The sequence below is a fragment of the Vibrio sp. NH-UV-68 genome (assembly GCF_042940635.1).
GTDB lineage: Bacteria > Pseudomonadota > Gammaproteobacteria > Enterobacterales > Vibrionaceae > Vibrio > Vibrio pacinii.
In genome coordinates, this window is the sequence record NZ_CP134975.1 from 2,151,517 (window position 1) to 2,165,234 (window position 13,718).

A 13,718-nucleotide genomic window follows, 5' to 3' on the forward strand; every position below is an offset into this window, starting at 1 on the left:
TCATTTGAGTCTACCCAATTGGAATTTTTTGATTGAAACAAACGGTAAATACAATGTAACACAAATGTTACATTACACCTCAAGCGTAGGAGGAACAAAGACTTGGGCGCGAAGACCACCAGTGCGTAAGTTATCAATAATGAGATCTCCACCATGTCCATGAAGAATATTACGACAGATCCCAAGACCTAAGCCGTGGCCATTATCATCATTTGCGAGTCGATAATAAGGTTCAAACACCGCTTCGAGTTGATCCTCGGCAATGCCGGGGCCACTGTCACAAATCGTAATCGTTACCCACTCTTCACTGACAGCAATGCTGACTTCAGCTTGTTGGCCATATTTGACGGCGTTATCCACCAAATTACTGATCACCCGTTTAATCGCAAGTGGTTTAGCCACAATCGGTTCCAACGGTTGCGGCTTGAAACTCACTCGTGTTTGCTGCTGATTGTAAGGTTCAATGACACTAAAAATCATCTCGTTAAGGTCAACGTAAGCATTATTTTCATGTAAGTCAGTATCACGAACGCACTGCAGTGCCCCTTTGACCATCATCTCAAGTTCATCCAGATCACGATTAAATTTATCACGTTTTACTTCACTGTCTAAAAGCTCAGCTCGCAATCTTAAACGAGTGATCGGAGTCTTTAAATCATGAGAAATCGCCGAAAAAAGGTGTTCTCTATCAGCGACATAACGGCGAATCCGCTGCTGCATACGGTTAAATGCTCGGGTCGCCATCACCAGTTCACTCGCGCCCTCCTCCTTTAATGGCGCTTGATCAATATCCATACTCATTTCATTCGCCGCTTTGGCCAAACGCTTAAGCGGCTTCACTTGGCGGCGAACTAACAAATAGGTTAAAAACAGTAAAATAGTGGTCGAGAAGATCAGAAACAGGACCTGCTCACGACCAATCAAGGTGTCATCTAGGGTCACATAAGGTGCTGGCAACAACGCGGCGATATACAGCCACTCATGACTCGCCAATTCTATCTGTACCACCAGAATGGGCGGATCAATCGGATTCAAGGTTAACGTATGATGCGCCCAAGACCTTGGTAAGTCGCTCAGGTAAATATCATTTTTTAATAAACGTAAATTTTCTGGCAAAGAAAAATCCACCGAAATGGTTTTGGCCTTAGGGATTTTTCTGACTAAGACCTGCTCTATCGCCTCAATAGAAGCCAGTTTTAACGGGGTATCTTTGATTGGGTCGACCACCAATTGCTCTTTATTGAATGAAACAAAAAAACGCGTGCCGCCCATATTGCGGATTTGGTCGAGGACGATATGACGATATTTCACCGGTAACGATTGAAAAAAGTTCACCGTTGACGAGAACATGTTGGCCATGCTCTGCGAAGCATCGTGAATTCCGGCTAGCTCTCGGTGTCTCGATTCAGAGTACCAGAGCGTGGTTGCGACACCTTGCGCGAGTATCACGGCCAATAAGGTTAAGCCTAAGGTGCGACTCACTAAAGAGTTGAGCTTAAATGTGCGAATCGTACGCCACCAACGATTACTCATGGTTAACTGGAACACAGAGCAAGTAGCCATTGCCACGCATGGTCTTAATATAATGAGGGTACTTAGCACTATCGCCTAACCTTTGGCGTAAGCGGCTTAGCTGTACATCGATACCACGTTCAAACGGCAGTGCTTCTCTTCCACGGGTGGCAAACGAGATAGTGTCACGATCCAACACTTGATTGGGTCGTTTAAGAAACAGCATCAATAGTGCAAAGTCACTGCCAGATAAATCATGGGATTGCTGAGTGTCGAGATGGGTGATGCGATGGGCTAAGGTATCGAGTCGCCAATCACCAAACATAATCGCTTTCGCACTGGCAATACTTGCCGCCTCATCTACCCCGCTGTTGACTCGCCTCAGCACCGCTTTAATTCGTGCGGTTAGATGACGCGGATTAAACGGCTTGGCAATATAGTCATCCGCACCAATTTCTAAACCGATGATCTGGTCGGTATCATCCGATACTGCCGTCAGCATAATGATCGGTACAGAAGAGCGGCGGCGTATCTGCTGGCAAAGCGCAAAGCCGTCGTCACCGGGTAACATGACATCCAATAAAATCAGATCAGGAAAGCCATGCTGTTCCAAGTAGGCATTCATCTGAATGCCATCATTGACCGCCGAGACGACGTAGCCTTGTTTCGCTAAATATTCTTCCAACAATTCACAAATTTCTTGATCATCATCGACGACGAGAATTTTTGCCGACATATCTCCATCCATTGCGATACGTTATTAATAACTGCTGCGAGTGTAATCGGTTCCAAATGTGATTCTTATGCAAGAATAGTAATAATTTGAACCCCTTGCGGACACTCGTCACATCTTGTTAACAGCTGTTATGAGGAGCAGCTTATCTCCATCTTTTTGCCCCATTGCGGCGGTAAATTCGCGTACGCTGTCATCTCGGGTTGTTCATCATAAGGTTGGGCCAATAATCGAGCTAAGCGCTCCACCTCACTAAAGTCCCCTTGTTCAGCTTTATCAATCGCAATTTGTGCTAGGTAATTGCGTAAAATGTATTTCGGATTAACCGTTCGCATCTTGTGGCAACGCTGCTCGGCCGTTAATGGATTGCCTTGCTCATCTCGTTCTATTTCACAGCGTAATAAGTATGAATTTAACCACGGCTGGGCCGCTTGGCGGTCAACAAACAGATCAAGTAACGCCGCAGTGCCGTGACGATCGACACAGGAGAGCTCGCGGAAGAAACGCGTATAATCAATTGAGTGTGTTTCGAGGAGTCCAAACATTTCCGCAAACAACTGGCTGTCTTGCGCTTGTTTACTCAATAAGCCCAATTTTGCCCGCATGCGCTGGCTAAAACAGTCACTCAAATGCAGTTCAAATTGCGCCAGTTGTTGCTCTAGGTCGGCGCGCTCAATCAGAGGGGACAAACTGTGTGCCAATGCAGATAAGTTCCACAATGCAATACGCGGTTGCTGATCAAACGCATAACGCCCTTGATAATCGGAATGATTACAGATGTAGCCAGGTTCGTAGTCATCCAAAAAGCCAAACGGCCCATAATCAAAGGTTTCACCAAGAATCGACATATTGTCAGTATTCATCACCCCATGCGCAAAGCCGTACGCTTGCCACCAGGCGATCATTTCAGCCGTTCGCGTCACAATATGATGAAACATCGCCGCATAAGGATTTTGCTGATCTTTACAATCAGGCAGATACCATTCGATGACTTTATCGGCGAGCAGCTTCAGTTCGTCAATTTGGTTGGTGTAGAAGAAATGCTCAAAGTGGCCGAAACGAATATGCGTGCGTGCAGTACGCAGTAATAAGGCTCCCTGCTCACATTTTTCACGGTATACCGGCGTATCGCTGACCAACATACCCAATGCTCTAGTGGTTGGAACACCCAAAGCGGCCATCGCTTCGCTGCACAGATACTCTCGAATCGTCGATCGCAGCACAGCACGGCCATCGCCCATTCTCGAATAAGGCGTTAGACCTGCACCTTTTAAGTGTAAGTCAAACCATTCACCTTCGCGGTTACTCAACTCACCAAGTAATACGCCTCGCCCATCACCCAAATCCGGATTGTAAGCGCCAAACTGGTGACCTGCGTATTTCATCGCTAAAGGTAAAGTGCCGTCAGGTAATGCTTCTCCGCTGAGAAGATTTTTTAACTCACCTTGTGGCGCGGATTGAGGCAGAGCAAAGGAATCAGCAAGCTGAGCGTTCCAAATAACCCAACGTGTCAATTCTAATGGCTGCGGAGTGACATAAGAGTAAAACTGACTCGGTAGTAGAGAGAATCGATGTGTAAGTGATGACAACATTAAGACATACAAACTATTAACCAAATAATAGTTTGACGCTAGCACACTCGTCTAACGATATCTAGCAACGCTGTTGCTTAAAACGCAACACAAGGTAAGTATTTACTCTCGCTAAAAGACACAATAAAACTAAGGTTACAAACCGAAAAACAAGATCATAAAAAGGCAAATATGGTCAATATAGCGAGCAAAGAAAATAGGCAGGTACGGCTAATTACGCCAAAATTTGAGTGTTGAATCATTTCATCATGCTGCATAAGCTTAATCCACTTTGTTACATAGTCATTACAATATGATTAAATTTAGCCCAAGCCTCAACCCTTTGATAAATTAATTTTTTATGACAGAACACACGTAACCAAACATACTTTTGATAATAAATTGTTGTTCATAAAAACAATATCACATCAAAGTGTACGGCATTCTTCTATTATTAGTGGAATTAAAAATCATAACTCAATGTCAGGAGACTAACTATGCAGTCAGTCATGAAAAGGTTTTCACTGCATCATATCGTTATGCTGCTAGCAGGTATCCCATTTCTGCTTGCGCTCATAATGGCCGTGGAACTATCCCTCCATAAAAAAAATACGCTGATGCAAGCGAACAACGATAAAGAAGCGATTCAGCTGACTTTACTGTACGACAATCTGGCTCATAATTTAGCGGTTGAGCGCGGGCTTACGGCTGGCGTGCTCGGCAGTAAAGGAGCACCAGAGCAGGTGGCTAAACTCAAAGAGCAACGTGCTAAAGCTGATACCCACATCGCCGCCTTTAGACAGTTTACTCCCTTGTACTTAGATCCAAATTTTACCGACCAAATCAAACAAGCCATCATCAATGAACTCGACCAACTCGCGCAAATACGTAACCAAGTCGATCAACTTGCGCCGCAGCGATCTCCATTCGCTTACTACTCAAACCTCAATCAACTTGCTATCGATAATGCCTCGCTACTTGTTTCAGGCGTAACTAACGCTGAAATCACTCAACTTGGTAACTCGCTGATTGCGATCATGGTGATAAAAGAGCGCGCAGGACAGGTTCGCGGAGCCTTAAATGGTGCCTTTGCTCGTCAACACTCTTCAATCGGTCAATATACCGCGATCGAAAATTACCTAAGATCGGGTCAATACAGTGAGCGAATGGCCACAATGACAATGCCGAGTGACTATCTCGATAACTTACAGCAAGCTAAACGCAGCGCGACTTGGCAGCAAGTCGAGCAGATCCAACAGCAATATCTGGCACAAAAAGCCAATCTGGATAACTTGCAAGGGCCTTCGGCATTGTCTTGGTTCGCCGCCGCGACAGACAGAATCAAGCTCGTGAATGGGATTCGCAACAATTTGGTCAAACAGATGACGGAAGTGGTCAGCAACCAAGCACAACAAGCTGCCTGGCAAATGAGCTTAGTCGTTGCTAGCGGCCTGTGTATCGGTGTGGTGCTATTCACCGGACTGTATGCCGCTTTGACCAGTCTAAAACGCCGCGTCGGAGAACTGACCTCTCAACTTGCTGATATGTCGAAAACCAATAATTTAAGTTTGGTGTTGCAGTCCGAGGGGAACAATGAGCTGTCGCATATATCAAGCAGTGTCAACGGCTTGGTCTTTAGTATCAAAAACCTGCTGATGAAAGTCACCGAAACCAACGATCACAGTAATCAGCGGCTTGACCAGATGGTAAAAGGCGCGGATGACCTTGGCGATAGCAGTCGTGCGACGGCCGATAAATGTGCGGCTATCGCCACGGCAATGACCGAACTCTCACAATCAAGCTTAGAAATAGCCTCTTCCTCTGAGCGGGCTTTGGATGAAACAGAGCAGATGACCCAAAAAGTCCTCACCTGTCAAAAACAAAGCCAAGAATCTTATGACATTGTAAAAGCGCTAGTTCATCAGATTGAGCAGACCCAAGCGTGCATGCTTCAGCTAGAGCAAGATGCGCAGAGTGTCAGTAAAATCGTCGACACCATTAATGGCATTTCAGAACAAACCAACCTATTGGCTCTCAACGCCGCAATCGAAGCAGCGCGTGCTGGTGAGCATGGGCGTGGTTTTGCTGTGGTCTCTTCAGAGGTTCGCGATCTTGCCCAGCGCAGTAAAGAGGCAACAGAGCACATTTCACAGCTGCTGGCGAATATCAGTAACAACACTCAAACGGCGGTCAGCAATATGCATAAAAGCCGAGATGCAACCGATACGACATTTAACTCGGTATCAGAGGTTAACGATAGCGTATCGCAGTTGGAGGTGCTTATCGAAACGGTTAATGAACACATCAATAGCATTGCCAATTCGACGGTAGAACAGTCTAAAGCGAGTGAGGCGGTCGATAGGGATATCGACGTACTGAGCGAGATTGCGCAGCACACTGGTGAACTGTCTGAGAATATGAATAAAATCGTCAGTAGCTACCGCGGCGAAGTTACCGAGGTTAATCAACAACTACAAGAGTTTAGGTTAGCCTAAAAGATAAAGACTAAAGATGAAAAAGTGGCCAAGGTCACTTTTTTATTGCCCGTTATTTTCTCAGGCTTAAGGATATCCGCACAAAGTCGCCATCTTCGAACTCAAGTTTGTGATCAAACAACGATGAAGAATAGATGATACGTAAGAACGCATGTTTCTCGCCGTGCGTACCACGAAATAGCATCGAAATATCATTAACCAGTCGATTTCGGTGGTTAAAATGCGCATTTAAATCTTGCGAGAGCACACACAACAAGCACCCTTTGCTGTTATGTTTGAGATCAACCGATTCTGGGCTCGATACCAAGACGGTGGTATTGAGTTCTTTCTCTAGGGTATTCACTAACAGCAGAAAACTGTCGAGGTGAGGAAGCTCGTCCCCTTCCGTCGGCGTGAGTAAGTTACCCAGCATACCTTCCATATCCAAACGCTGAGCACGGGCGTGGCTCACAAGTGAACGCACTTTCTTTTTCAAGGGTTTGTATTTCTTGCTGTTGGCGGCCTTATTTAGCCACGCTGAAAGGATATCGTTGATGTCTGAACGTGACTTACGCACCAAAACCTTACCTGAATGATTCGTTCGCAGATGAAGCAAAGCATGCAAGGCTAACTCGGCCAGCAAAGGTTCAAACTCTGGTTTAATGTTGGTATGGATACTGCGCATGTTCTCTGAACGTAAGGAGCCAAACTTAGGTTTGGTCTATTTGTTTTAGAAGGAGCGATATGCTACCGAAAAGCTTTGCGTAAGTACAGTAGCCAGTTTTAAATGATCAGAAAAGCACCACCACGGCACCACAGAAACGACAAAGCCCTGATAACTCATTGAGTTGTCAGAGCTTTTTAGAATAAATGGCACGCCCTGTAGGATTCGAACCTACGACCACATCCTTAGAAGTGATATTGCCTCATGATTACCCTTGATTGCATTCGATTAAATTAACCTTCAATAACAGAAACTTACTTAAAGGTTTAACTAATTACTAATTACATAAGATTACATACAACTACACTAATTCACCTCCTTACTTGACTAGTTACTTGACTAACTTTAATGTTAGTCAAGTAACGGCCACTTAGGGATTTCAGTGAACATATGCTAACGGTTAAAGAAATAAAGGGACTAAAACCCAAAAAGACACCCTACTACACCTGGGACAAATCAGGGGAGAGAGGGAAAGGTCGCCTTGGTGTACAAGTTATGCCTTCAGGAGCCATCAACTTCAAATTTCGCTACTTCAAAGACTCCAAGTCAATATTCATACAGTTAGGTAAGATGCCAGGAATGAGCCTCGCTTTAGCTCGAGACCTTTGTAAAGAGTACGGCGATTTATTGTCCCAGGGCATAGATCCAAAAGGCGAGCTTGAAAAGCGTGCCAGAGAAAAGTCTCAAAAAGAACGTGAAGCGAGTGAAATTGGCAGCTTAGAGCAATTAATCACGCTACATGCAGAACACAAGAAAACAGAGGGCAAGCGATCTTATCAAGATGAAATGAAAAAGATTGTTGATAACGTATTTCCTTATCTGGATATAAAGCGAAAGGCTAAGGATTTTACAGCTGAAGACTTCATCCACATCCTTTCCATTCCAATCGAATCAGGGCATGCAGCTAAAAGCAACAAGATACGCTCAATCCTTCACGCTGCTTTCAATTTTGGTCGTTTCTATGACAATGACCCCGCATACAAAAACCGTAACACAAAGTTTGGAATTTCAGGGAATCCGATTGCTGACATACCAAAACAGACTTGGGCGGAAAAAGCTGGTACACATTTCTTAAGCTGGGAGGAAGTCGAAAAGCTACTCTGGGATATGGATCATCGATATGCAGATCTTGATTTTGCTTTTCAAACCCGCCAAGCCATAAAACTGTGCTTTCATCTAGGTGGTCAACGTCCATACGAAGTCGTAACACTTGAATGGAGTGACATTAATTTCAAGGATAAGTATCTCACCGTTCAACAAGCAAACTTCAAAACGAACATTCCTCACGTAATTCCTTTAACCAAAACAGCAATTAGCATCCTTCAGGACTTAAAGAGTAACGCAACACAAGATAGCCCTTACGTATTCTACAAGAAGACAAATCCCCTTGAGCACATGCCTACTAACTCGATTGCTCAAGCATTGTTAACTTACAAGTCCCGAACAAAGGAAGTTCGGCCTTTCATTGGCAGAGACTTTCGAAGAACCGTAAAAACTCTTGGTGCAACAATAAAGTTATCCAAAGAGATTCGAGATCGCATCCAAGGTCACGCTTTTTCTGACGTGTCCTCTAAGCATTACGATATGTACGAATATCTCGATGAGAAAAGAGCTGCTTTGGAAGTTTGGGAAAAGGAACTTAATGAGCGCATAGAAAAGTTTAATCAATAACTAAAATTGAGCTGGCGACCACCCCATAGGCTAGTTCACCTCCTAAACTGGATTAGCCTGAACTCAATTTATCAATTGTAACATTACGATTTAATTTAGTCTGTTATGACAGATTGATCTATCGAATCTCTGCGCCTCTCCGAGTATCTCACTCGATATTCCGATGTTTTAGATCAAAAATGCCTCAGTGTTTTTCATTAGTATCGGCCTTAGGCGTTGCTTTGAAGGTGCGACAATAAACGTTTGATTAACTTGTCAACCTAAACTGCCAACTCAACTTAAACAGTCGATTTCGCAATGAGCAACCATTGCACTTAAATGTTGGGACATGAGACAGAGCCAGCCCCCTTAAAGACTTTGATGAATACTTAAAAAATCTAAAAAGATAACATCGAGCTATTCGCCAGAGGCGGCTAAGGGAGCACTCGTGCTCCAGTCAGCTCTATTGTAGCTGCCATGACTAATAATCTTCGTAATGCACAATGAACTCTGTATACGCAACCTTCCCACCTTTTTTGGTTGATTGAACCGTACCGCAAACATTACTCACAATTCATCATGCTTCATTTTCAATATTACTAAATTAATTTATTGGGTATGAAATGAAACTCTCAAAACAAGCATTAATTTGATGTTAATTATTAATAAAAACACTTAACCATTTGTGTATCGCTCATGATTTTTTGGAAAAATTTTCTAGAAACTCATATTTAGCAAAAAAGTTTCAATAGCATACCAGATAATAAATATGATGTCAGTTGAATAATAGAAACACTAGTTTTAATATATAAGTATGACTAGAAAAAACATTCCAGTCGCTCTTTAAAAAGATAGAAATTAAAACGCTCACTGTCAAAGCAAAGACTTGGCGAGTTTATATTTCAGCGCACACGTGTACTGCTAATAAATATGAAGAGTTTTTATTAAGTACAGCCTTATTTTGATTGAAATATAGGTAGCAAGCTGGAGTTCTCAGGGACACGAAACTTCGTTTCTACCCTGACAACTGCTTGCTCTCCGAGGGCTCTTACAAATTCGCTTCGCAATTTGCGCTGGTTTCGCTTCGCTCAGGAGCCACGGGCCCCCTTGGTGCCGTGAATGGCACTTTCAGTGCCGTCAATGACAGTTGCGGTGCCACCAATGGCACTTTAAGAATATTTACAAACAATAATAAAAATAAACAGCAGAAAATGCTGACCTCAAAATAATAATTATAAAATAGGTAAACACTATGGGTACTAATAAAAAGAATAAAGGTGGAGCTCCCAAAAAAGCTCCAGAAGACAAAATGGATCAAGACTTGCGCTGCAAGGTCAACAGGGGCACTAAAGAATGGGCGGACAGAATGGCAAATGAAGCTGGCTACAGCCGCACATCCGACTACATCCGAGAGCGAATTATGGGCACAGCTCATCCCAAGGCGATTGTGTCGATGCCATCAAAGCGCTTCCTTGTATCATCTCGCAGCTACTTCTCCAACCTCGACAAACTTATGCGCCACCTCCACACATACAAGGAGGTGATGGACGAAGGCTCAGTCAAACTACTAACCCAGCGCAGTATTGAGCTCAGAAAAGAAGTGAGGCAATTAAGAGCAGAGATTCTAAGCGATATTAGCAATGAAACCATTATTGCGCTTGCTATCAACAATCTCTCCCTTAAAGACCTAGATACAGTCAAAGAAGGGATTGAGGGGAGGATGCACTAATGATTTTTAAAGAAGCAGAGTGCAAAGCTGAAATTCAAACCGCAGCAGACCTCGTCCAAACAATGCGATACGTTACCAACACCTCCAAGGGCAAAATGGAAGCCCTTGTTCCTCTGGAGGTTGCCGACGACTCAGACCTTACAGCAGAGCAGTTACTACTATACGCTGCAAACAGTAAGGATGACGGTGTCAGCGAATACATTACATCAAACGAGCTCACATCTGCCGACAATATGATCTTCACTGAAAATGCGATGGTTGAGAATTGGGACAGTGTGATCGATGAAATGATTGAAGCCAATAGCAAAAACAAGCGATGCTCTCGCCCAATGAAGCATCTCATTCTTTCGAATCCCGAAGGCGAAGATATGAGCAAGGATGACTGGGCCAAGGCCGTGGAGTTCTTTATGAAGGGGCTTGGATACAAGAACTGCAAATGGATAGCTTTTCGGCACGCAAAGAAGGGCAATCCCCACGTGCATATTGTAATAAGTCGCATCAACACTCTTACCCATAAAGTGGTTCCAGACTGGAAAGATCACGAGCGAGCATTCCCCCTTGTCCGCCAAATCGAAAAGGATTTTAACCTCACGCGCATTGCCTCTCCAGGCGACTTCCTAAAGCCAGTCAAGCAAGCCGATGGAAGCTACATATACATTGAAGATAATGAGCAAAAAGCTGACAAGCGCAAACCTCATGTCAATGACATTACGCGCCGCCTAAACGCTATACATGCTCAGCTTTTCGATGAGAAGTACAAGCCTAGCCTGACAGAATGGATGCTAGCCCTGCGTGAATCTGGCGTCGGTGTTCAGCTTCGATTTGATCAGAAGCCTCCTCTTCGAGTAACTGGCATGACTTACCGCATTAAAACCAAAGACGGCCAAAACTTTATTGCAAGCGCGTCCACATTGAAGGGGAAGTTTGGATTCAAAGGGGTTCAAGAGCGACTAACCAAAATCACAACAAACGAATTGAACGCCGCCAAGAGGCTTTCGGAGCGTGAAACCCGAATGCGAGACGGTCTTGAGGCTGATGTGATTGCATTCACCAAAATCAGGGATATTAAGCTTCTAGCTCAGGTGGCTTACGACGTACAGATGATGATGGACGAGCAATTCTTCGCTAAACGGATGAGGAAGCCGAACAAGAAGAACTACAAAGTTCACAGGAAAGACGGCAGGTACTGCGTTAGCCAACGCATCAAGATGACTGCTCTCAAGAGGCTTGGAAAGATGACCAAATCTGAGTATGAGGCAATGATTAACAGAAAGTTCGCAGAGTGCCTCATCGAAATGATTTGGGAGTTTTTTGGATGGAATGAGGCCGACCCAGTGAAGACAAAAGAGATGTACGACAGCGGCGAATTGATGCACGCACTAAGCCCTGAGGACGGCTACATCCAGCTTCACGGCATCAACCTTAGCAAAGAAGTCATCACTGAGTCTCAACACGAGGTCATCACCCTTCCCAAAAACATACCTGAAAAACCCAAGAAGTCAGATGGCGATTCACCCGCCAAAACGGTCACTTACGACTACGATTACTCCCCCTCCCTCTAACTTCAGCCACCCGCAGGTGGCTTTTCTTTTGCTATCAACCCATCGTAAGACATTGATTTAAAGTGAAGTAATATTGACCAACATGACACTTGTAACTTGCGTCAATTATATTAATTGGTAGATATATCTCTCCCACAACCTGCTGGCATTTAATATTAGAAACACCACATTAAAACATCTTAAAAAAATAAAGAACATACAATATAACAAATTAATTAATTTAGTAAACCAACGGTTATTTATTCAATATTTACTAAAACCCACAAACCTAACAAATTTTGAGAATAATTACATAATGCATAAAATTAATCTGTCAATTACTCACAATTATCATTGACCTTAATGTGAGTTAATGCAAACATATATTAAAGCCAATAAAAATAATAATAAAGGCATTTAAAATGACAATCGAAGAACAAGCAATCTCACTGCGAAATAAACTAAAAACCCCATCTGAAATTGAATCTGAAAATAGCGAATACTCCATTTCGTACAGCAAGGTCTTTCCAGATATCGAAGATATTGATGAGTTGGCAACGGTTAAAGACAAAGAGACCAGCCTCCACATCCGCGCCCTCATTAAAAGGGGCGATGAGGTTATTCTCAGCAAGCCAATCATTACGATTCCACTGCATCAGCTAACAAAAATGCCAGTGAGCAGAAAGGAGGTTGTGAAGCTATACGCAACAGATTATTACAATCCTGATCTGCATGGGATGAACATGCACCTCAAACCAAGGTACTTTGAAGAAATGAAACCGTTTCTTCAGTACGCAATCTTACAAAATCAAATCTCGGCAAAGACGCTTGATGAGCGCAGAGAGAGGTTTGAGCACAAAGATGGCAGCATGATTTACAACAGCGCCCAGCCGATACATGAGCTCTGTGAGTGGATTGGTGAAGTTGAGGAGCTAGGCATCGCGGAGCTACGAGCAGACGAAGCACAAGATATCCAACAAGCTGTTGCTAGGCTTGAGTCTATTCTTGCGAATATGGGCTATGCATCAAATAGCTTCAATGTTGAAAAATATCAGGATGATGAAACTGCTAAGTTCATTGACGAGAAATACAACATTAACAACCGAAGAATCAGGGCTAGCGCAGATAAGACGAAACAAGAAAAACAGGCAGAGCTTAATCAGGATTGGACTGCACGATTCACAAACTGCGATGAAGCCAATCTGGACGCACTACCAGCATCGGCAACTACAAACACTGTTTCAAACTCCCGCATTGCATATGAGATTGCATGTGGGAGAACAGTTAAAGAAGGCAGAAAGAAATAACTCGCCCCTTCGCCAACGGCGGCATCAATTCAAAACAAACGAGGGGGCCACTGGCCCTCTCGTTAATCTCCAATTCAGTCAGAGCGAAAAGCTTAGCGCCTGCATGTATGGCATGCAATACAATCGCCGTTCTATAACTCACTTGGTTCAACCTATTGACTCGCTTTACCTTGATCCGCCCCAGCAGATAATGGGACTCCCCTTCTCACTAGCCGTAAGCTAGATAATGCCAAACTGGCAACATAGAACTGGAGTTCAACATGAAGAAAACTATCGTTGGTTTCGACTTAGCAAAAAAGTGATCCAAGTTTTTATCGATACAAAGAAGAGCGTGCGTTCCAGTACCGAAATGACGCCAAATGAGTTCACTTCATGGCTAGCTAGCCCTATACCGATGACTGTGTTAGCAAAGAAAGAAGTGAAAGTTCCCCTCTACACCTGATCCATAATATGTTCCACTTACTATAAATCACTATA

Annotated in this window: 9 protein-coding genes; 5 read left to right on the forward strand and 4 right to left on the reverse strand. The window is 43.8% G+C overall.

All coding sequences use genetic code 11. The annotated features are described in order from the left end of the window. Positions 1 to 72: 72 nt before the first annotated feature. The 3 genes from ViNHUV68_RS09710 to ViNHUV68_RS09720 form a co-directional block, all read right to left on the reverse strand. Positions 73 to 1,533, reverse strand: coding sequence for an ATP-binding protein (locus ViNHUV68_RS09710; RefSeq protein WP_391090309.1), 1,461 nt, complete (start codon positions 1,531 to 1,533; stop codon positions 73 to 75). Beyond that, the gene (locus ViNHUV68_RS09715) at positions 1,526 to 2,248 is read right to left on the reverse strand and encodes a response regulator (protein ID WP_391087750.1); all 723 of its coding nucleotides are present in this window, start codon (positions 2,246 to 2,248) and stop codon (positions 1,526 to 1,528) included. Before ViNHUV68_RS09715 ends, ViNHUV68_RS09710 begins: the two co-directional genes overlap by 8 nt. 128 nt (positions 2,249 to 2,376) lie before the next feature. After that, positions 2,377 to 3,837: a protein adenylyltransferase SelO family protein gene (locus tag ViNHUV68_RS09720; RefSeq protein WP_391087752.1), complete on the reverse strand. Its 1,461-nt coding sequence runs from the start codon at positions 3,835 to 3,837 to the stop codon at positions 2,377 to 2,379. 476 nt (positions 3,838 to 4,313) lie between these two features. Here ViNHUV68_RS09720 and ViNHUV68_RS09725 point away from each other — a divergent pair, with 476 nt between their 5' ends. Next, positions 4,314 to 6,311, forward strand: coding sequence for a methyl-accepting chemotaxis protein (locus ViNHUV68_RS09725; RefSeq protein WP_391087755.1), 1,998 nt, complete (start codon positions 4,314 to 4,316; stop codon positions 6,309 to 6,311). A gap of 52 nt (positions 6,312 to 6,363) precedes the next feature. On the opposite strand, the gene ViNHUV68_RS09730 is transcribed toward ViNHUV68_RS09725, so the two are convergent. Then, on the reverse strand, positions 6,364 to 6,975 hold the full coding sequence (locus ViNHUV68_RS09730; protein ID WP_038172953.1) for a DUF2913 family protein: 612 nt from the start codon (positions 6,973 to 6,975) through the stop codon (positions 6,364 to 6,366). Between the two features lie 429 nt (positions 6,976 to 7,404). Between ViNHUV68_RS09730 and ViNHUV68_RS09735 the strand changes: the two genes are divergently transcribed. From ViNHUV68_RS09735 to ViNHUV68_RS09750, 4 genes are all read left to right on the forward strand, one after another. Next, the gene (locus ViNHUV68_RS09735) at positions 7,405 to 8,685 is read left to right on the forward strand and encodes a tyrosine-type recombinase/integrase (protein WP_391087758.1); all 1,281 of its coding nucleotides are present in this window, start codon (positions 7,405 to 7,407) and stop codon (positions 8,683 to 8,685) included. A 1,231-nt stretch (positions 8,686 to 9,916) separates the two neighbouring features. Further along, positions 9,917 to 10,393, forward strand: coding sequence for a hypothetical protein (locus ViNHUV68_RS09740; protein ID WP_391087760.1), 477 nt, complete (start codon positions 9,917 to 9,919; stop codon positions 10,391 to 10,393). Further along, a complete protein-coding gene (locus tag ViNHUV68_RS09745) occupies positions 10,393 to 11,955 on the forward strand; it encodes a relaxase/mobilization nuclease domain-containing protein (protein ID WP_391087763.1) in 1,563 nt (520 codons plus the stop codon). The genes ViNHUV68_RS09740 and ViNHUV68_RS09745 overlap by 1 nt, the downstream gene beginning before the upstream one ends. 401 nt (positions 11,956 to 12,356) lie before the next feature. Further along, a complete protein-coding gene (locus ViNHUV68_RS09750) occupies positions 12,357 to 13,241 on the forward strand; it encodes a hypothetical protein (RefSeq protein ID WP_391087766.1) in 885 nt (294 codons plus the stop codon). The last annotated feature ends 477 nt before the right edge of the window (positions 13,242 to 13,718 follow it).

What these genes read in the sequence shown, in the direction of transcription:
- ViNHUV68_RS09710 (WP_391090309.1), bottom strand. Translation starts at nt 1,533, where the DNA reads ATGAGTAATCGTTGGTGGCGTACGATTCGCACATTTAAGCTCAACTCT.
- ViNHUV68_RS09715 (WP_391087750.1), bottom strand. Translation starts at nt 2,248, where the DNA reads ATGTCGGCAAAAATTCTCGTCGTCGATGATGATCAAGAAATTTGTGAA.
- ViNHUV68_RS09720 (WP_391087752.1), bottom strand. Translation starts at nt 3,837, where the DNA reads ATGTTGTCATCACTTACACATCGATTCTCTCTACTACCGAGTCAGTTT.
- ViNHUV68_RS09725 (WP_391087755.1), top strand. Translation starts at nt 4,314, where the DNA reads ATGCAGTCAGTCATGAAAAGGTTTTCACTGCATCATATCGTTATGCTG.
- ViNHUV68_RS09730 (WP_038172953.1), bottom strand. Translation starts at nt 6,975, where the DNA reads ATGCGCAGTATCCATACCAACATTAAACCAGAGTTTGAACCTTTGCTG.
- ViNHUV68_RS09735 (WP_391087758.1), top strand. Translation starts at nt 7,405, where the DNA reads ATGCTAACGGTTAAAGAAATAAAGGGACTAAAACCCAAAAAGACACCC.
- ViNHUV68_RS09740 (WP_391087760.1), top strand. Translation starts at nt 9,917, where the DNA reads ATGGGTACTAATAAAAAGAATAAAGGTGGAGCTCCCAAAAAAGCTCCA.
- ViNHUV68_RS09745 (WP_391087763.1), top strand. Translation starts at nt 10,393, where the DNA reads ATGATTTTTAAAGAAGCAGAGTGCAAAGCTGAAATTCAAACCGCAGCA.
- ViNHUV68_RS09750 (WP_391087766.1), top strand. Translation starts at nt 12,357, where the DNA reads ATGACAATCGAAGAACAAGCAATCTCACTGCGAAATAAACTAAAAACC.